The following is a 4,623-nucleotide window of genomic DNA, read 5'->3' as shown; positions in this document are numbered from 1 at the left end:
GTTCTGGCTCGGCAACGGTCACCGCGTCGGCGGCGCGGGCGCCCCAAACTGCGATCAGGGCCGCAGCGGAGCCGAGAAGAAGGCTCTTGATGTTCATTTTCTTGAATCTCCAGTCAAAGGTTCAAGACAGGCCTGACATGCCGTTCGGCGTTTGCCACCCCCGTCCCCATCGTTGAAAAAGTACGCGCATCGGCGCCGCTTCTTCGCTCTGGACATGACTTAATCGGTCGTCACGTACAACAGAGATTGCGTCGGAAAAGCATCTTTTTGAATCTTATAAAGATCTTGTTGCTCAAATATCACGTCATATATTTGTAAAATTGGGACAAATTGCATACTTTATACAATCGAAACACTAAGAAATCCCGAGAATGTGTCAAATGTGCCAATTATTGCAGGTATATCACACTTTATTGCCCGGCTAACTATGCCGCAGGTTGCGCGGAAACCTTACCAAACCGCTCAGGACACGGTGCGCGCGGCGCGGACCACGTCCGCGAGCATGTCTTCCCTCAACATCTCTATAGGGACGCGGTCATTAAGCTCGGGCGCGGGGCGGGTCAGCCAGAACCAGGCAAGCCTCGGATTGGCGATCGCCGACAGCACGTCGCTTATGCCCAGGACCGGCCGGCCGTCGACGAACTGGGCCAGTGGGAAGACATGTTTGCGGCCGCCCTTGCGCAGCGCGACGACCTCGCCGCGCCTTTGCCAGCGATGCAGCGTCGAGCGCGGGATCCGGAGCTTCTCTTCCAAATAGGTCGAGCCGGCGACTTCGCCTGCCCAATCCTCAAGCAGCATCGATTGAAGACCGGCCGCGCGTTCCGCGATATTCTGAAGCCGTCCCGCCCCCAGCGGCGCGCGCCCGGAAGCCTGATCGGATACCATCGGATTTCCGCTTGCAATTCTGTCCGGCACCGTCCGGAAGAACTCGGAGATGAGCGCGGTCCAATCGGCCTTCAAAGAATCGATTGCATGGCGCTGCGCCGGCGGCAGGAAGGGCAGGGCGGCCGCCACGCTGCCGGCGAGCACACTGGCTGAAACCAGGGCCTGTGCGTCCAGCAGGACACCATGCTGCATCAATGTCTGCTGCACGGCTTCGGTCACTAGGCCAGCCAACGTCTCTTGCGAAATCCCCTCGGACGGGGTCTGAAGTCTGGTCATGCGTTCGTCTTGTGGCCCGCGCTCCTCCCCAGACGCCGGCGGCTGCTGAAATTCTATCGCGGAAAGCACAGATTGCGGCGGCAATGGACGCCGCGGCCCGGCAGGTTGCTGGCTTGCATCTTCACACCCCTGGTCTGGCGTGCCGAAATGTCAGTCGCGGAACGCTCTATCTTTGCGTGTAGGAGCGCTCTGTGACAGGGGCGCGACAGACAGGCCGGTTCCGAGCCTGTCCGCGATGACGCAACGGTACGGCGTTCTTATGCAATTTGCCTCGCCGGGCCGTTTAGAGCAGCCCTGCCTGCTCGGCCGCGCGGCGGAGATTCTGGCGCGGGCGCGGGCCGATCTGCTGGATCACCAGCCCGGCGGCCAGCGAGCCGAGGTCGCCGCAATCCTTGAGGCTGCGTCCGGTCGTGTAGCCATAAAGGAAGCCGGCGGCATAGAGGTCGCCGGCGCCGGTCGTATCGACCAGTTCCTTGATCTTCGTCGCCTCGATGGTGACGGTCTCGTCGCCCCGCACGATCACCGAGCCTTTCTCGGAACGGGTGACGGCAGCGATCTTGCAATCCTTGCGGATGGCGGCGAGCGCCTCCTCGAAGGAAGCGGTCTGATAGAGCGACTTGATCTCGTGACTGTTGGCAAAGACGATGTCCACGGTGCCTGAGCGCATCAGCTCGAGGAACTCGTCGCGGTAGCGGTCGACGCAAAAGGAATCCGACAGCGTCATCGACACTTCGCGGCCCGCGGCGTGCGCCAGCTTCGCCGTCTGGCGGATGGCCTCCTTGGCGCGCGGCGGATCCCACAGATAGCCCTCGAAATAGGTCACCCTGGCGCCGGACGCCTTGTCGGCCTCGACATCCTCGGGCCCAAGCTCGACGCAGGCGCCGAGATAGGTGTTCATCGAACGCTCGCCGTCCGGCGTCACGAAGATCATCGAGCGTGCGGTCGGCGGCTCGCCCGCGAGCGGCCTGGTGTCGAAGGCCACGCCCTGGGCGTGGATGTCGTGCGTGTAGATTTCGCCCAGCGCGTCGTTCGACACCTTGCCGAAGAAGGCGGCCCGTCCGCCGAGGCTGGCGACACCGGCCGCCGTGTTGCCGGCGCTGCCGCCTGAAGCCTCGATCGCCGGCCCCATGCGGCTGTAGAGCAGTTCGGCGCGCCTGGCGTCGATGAGGTTCATCGCCCCCTTGATGATGCCGTTGGTCTCGAGAAAAGCCTCGTCGCACTGCGCGATGATGTCGACAATGGCATTGCCGATGCAAAGCACGTCATATTCCGGCATCAAAATCTCCGCCAAGAACCACCCCGGCTATCTGGCATGCCGGCCGGGCGCGGGTCTAGCGAGTTGCCGCTGCTTTGCCTACCCCGAAAATCGCCATCGCCTTCCATGACGCCGAACTCGCCGCCGATTGTTCACCGGCTGCGGCAGCGTTCGCATCGAACTGGCTCATATCGGCCGCCGCCCTCGCCGCTATGGTTTCACAGCGATCGAAACATTTCCGCGCCGCTATCGGCTAGAAGCGGATTGTTTCCGCAGACGGAAGGCGCAGAAATGTCCGAAGAGACCGAAATGCCCACCGACCTCGCGCTGCTCGGCGCGCTGGCGGTGCTGTGGGGCGCTTCCTACACCTTCATCAAGATCGGCGTCGAGACGATCCCGCCTGTCACCTTCATCGCCGCTCGGACCCTGATCGCCGGGGCCATTCTGCTCAGCGTCATCCGCTGGCGCGGCCTTGCCATGCCTGCCGACGCGGCAATGTGGCGCCGGTTCGCTTTCCAGGCCTGCCTCAACAGCGTCGTGCCCTTCACCCTGATCGCCGCCGCCGAACGATCGGTGGATGCCGGTCTTGCCACCATCCTCAACGCGACATCGCCTATCTTCACCTTCCTGCTGACGGCCTTGATCACGCGCCATGAGCCCGTCACGGCGCGCAAGCTCGTCGGCGTCGGGGCTGGCATCGTCGGCATCTGCCTCATCATCGGCACCGAGGCGCTTGGCGGGCTTGGCCGTCAAATGTGGGCGCAGCTTGCGATCGTCATCGCGACGGTCTCCTATGCCGGCGCGGCGATCTTCGGCCGCGGCTTCAAGGGCTTCGATCCGATGATACCCGCCGCGGGTTCGATGCTTTGCGGCGCGGTGATGCTTGTGCCGCTCAGCCTGATCGTCGACCGGCCATGGACGCTTGCGCCGTCGGCGGCATCGATCCTGGCCCTGCTCGGCCTGTCGGTCTTCTCGACGGCGCTAGCCTTCGTCATCTATTTTCGCCTCATCCACACGCTGGGCTCGGTCGGCACCACCTCGCAGGCCTATGCGCGTGCCGATCGGAGTCGGTATTGGCGCCGTCTTCCTGGGCGAAAGCCTGGGGCCGGCCGCTTGGGTCGGCATGGGTTTCGTCGTCGCCGGCGTTGCGGCAATGACCATTCCCGCCAGGCGGGCAGGAGTGATCCCGGGACAAGCGTGAACGGTCGGGCGGGGTCTCGCCCTGCAGTTGCGCCGCTCTCCCTCGCCGCCTATCTCGGGGGCGTCGTTTCTCGATGAGGGGTCTGCACCCGCCGTGATCCTAGATGCTGCCCGCGCCGCCGCCAGCCGGCTGTTCTCGCCTGAATTCCGCTCCGTCTTCCTCAAGACGCTGGGGCTGACGCTGCTCGCCCTGGTGGCGCTCTGGCTTGGCCTCGAGAGCCTGCTCGAATGGCTGGCCTGGCCATGGCTGCAGACGCTGCTCCCGGGCCTGCCGTCCTGGGCCGGGTGGCTGGGCGGCATCATCGCCGGCATTGTCCTGGCGGTGGGGATGGCCTTGCTCATCGCGCCTGTGACGGCGATCGTTGCCGGCCTGTTCCTCGACGATATCGCCGAAGTGGTCGAGCGCACCGACTATCCCGACGGCCCGCCCGGCCGCGCCGTGCCGGCGCTGCATTCGCTGGCGCTGGCCATCAAATTCTTCGGCGTGGTCGCCCTCGGCAACATCGTCGCGTTGCTCTTGCTTCTGGTGCCGGGCGTCAACATTGCCGCTTTCTTCATCGTCAACGGCTATCTGCTGGGCCGCGAATTCTTCGAATTCGCCGCCATGCGTTTTCGCCCCGAGGCAGAGGCCAAGGCGCTGCGCCGCAAATATGCCGGCACGGTGTTCCTGGCTGGACTGGTCATCGCCATGTTCCTCGCCGTGCCGCTGCTCAACCTTCTGACGCCGCTTTTCGCGGCCGCCATGATGGTGCATCTGCACAAGGCGGTTTCGACGCGGGGCCCGGTCTAGAGCGTTTCACCGTTTCACGGAAACGGCGAACCGCTCTATCTCTTTGTTTTGACGCAATTCCGGACGGAAAACCGCCCACACTTTTCCTGGAATTGCTCTAGTCCTGCTCCTTGCCCTCCCGGAACAGCGCTTGCAGCTTGCCGAACGGCATCGCCGCCCGGGTGAAGCCGAAAGTGCCGTCCTGCTGGATCTCGCGCGCCGCAGTCTCCAGCATGCC

The 4,623-nt window shown here is 63.9% G+C and carries 3 protein-coding genes and 2 pseudogenes; 2 read left to right on the top strand and 3 right to left on the bottom strand.

Features of this window, described 5'->3' with window-relative positions; translation table 11 throughout:
* Positions 1–462: 462 nt before the first annotated feature.
* Complete coding sequence (locus EOA28_RS25740; protein WP_245463150.1) at positions 463–1,104, bottom strand: antitoxin Xre/MbcA/ParS toxin-binding domain-containing protein; 642 nt, start codon at positions 1,102–1,104, stop codon at positions 463–465.
* Positions 1,105–1,444: 340 nt separating this feature from the next.
* Complete coding sequence (locus EOA28_RS25735) at positions 1,445–2,437, bottom strand: adenosine kinase (RefSeq protein ID WP_127253173.1); 993 nt, start codon at positions 2,435–2,437, stop codon at positions 1,445–1,447.
* Positions 2,438–2,725: 288 nt separating this feature from the next.
* Here EOA28_RS25735 and EOA28_RS25730 point away from each other — a divergent pair.
* Positions 2,726–3,617, top strand: a pseudogene (locus EOA28_RS25730) (EamA family transporter).
* 93 nt (positions 3,618–3,710) lie between these two features.
* Positions 3,711–4,406, top strand: a complete 696-nt coding sequence (locus tag EOA28_RS25725; protein WP_127252758.1) for a sulfate transporter family protein — start codon at positions 3,711–3,713, stop codon at positions 4,404–4,406.
* Positions 4,407–4,503: 97 nt separating this feature from the next.
* Here EOA28_RS25725 and EOA28_RS40435 read toward each other — a convergent pair.
* Positions 4,504–4,623 (bottom strand): annotated as a pseudogene (locus EOA28_RS40435) (isocitrate lyase/phosphoenolpyruvate mutase family protein); the annotation flags it as partial.

This window comes from Mesorhizobium sp. M2A.F.Ca.ET.067.02.1.1, assembly GCF_004023285.1.
Taxonomy (GTDB): Bacteria; Pseudomonadota; Alphaproteobacteria; order Rhizobiales; family Rhizobiaceae; genus Mesorhizobium.
The sequence above is the reverse complement of the archived record's forward strand: the minus strand, read 5'-3'. Positions and strand labels throughout refer to the sequence as shown.